This window comes from Bacillus sp. SIMBA_008, from assembly GCF_046535495.1.
In the GTDB taxonomy this organism is placed as follows: domain Bacteria; phylum Bacillota; class Bacilli; order Bacillales; family Bacillaceae; genus Bacillus; species Bacillus subtilis.
Window position 1 is genome coordinate 1 of sequence record NZ_JAWRWL010000418.1, and the last position, 274, is coordinate 274.

Sequence of the window (274 nt, forward strand, 5' to 3'; positions counted from 1 at the left end):
GAAGCAATCGCAATTTGATTGCACATTTTTGTATGTTGTCCACTTCCAGCTGGTCCTTGCAACTGAATATTTGTCCCTAGTTTTTCAAATAACGGTAAACATTTTTCATATATTTCTTTTTCGCCACCGACCATAATTGCGAGCCTTGCTTCTTTCGCACCAACGTCTCCTCCAGATACAGGCGCATCTAACGTATATACATTCTTACTTTTACCGGTTTCGTTAATACGTTTTGCCAATGTTGGTGTAGATGTCGTGAAATCAATTGCTATCG

1 protein-coding gene is annotated in these 274 nt (G+C 39.4%); it reads right to left on the reverse strand.

Going from position 1 to position 274, the window contains the following annotated elements; all coding sequences use genetic code 11:
• The coding region (locus SB658_RS23840) for an NAD(P)-binding domain-containing protein (protein WP_410602795.1) at positions 1-274 on the reverse strand (274 nt) is incomplete at both ends.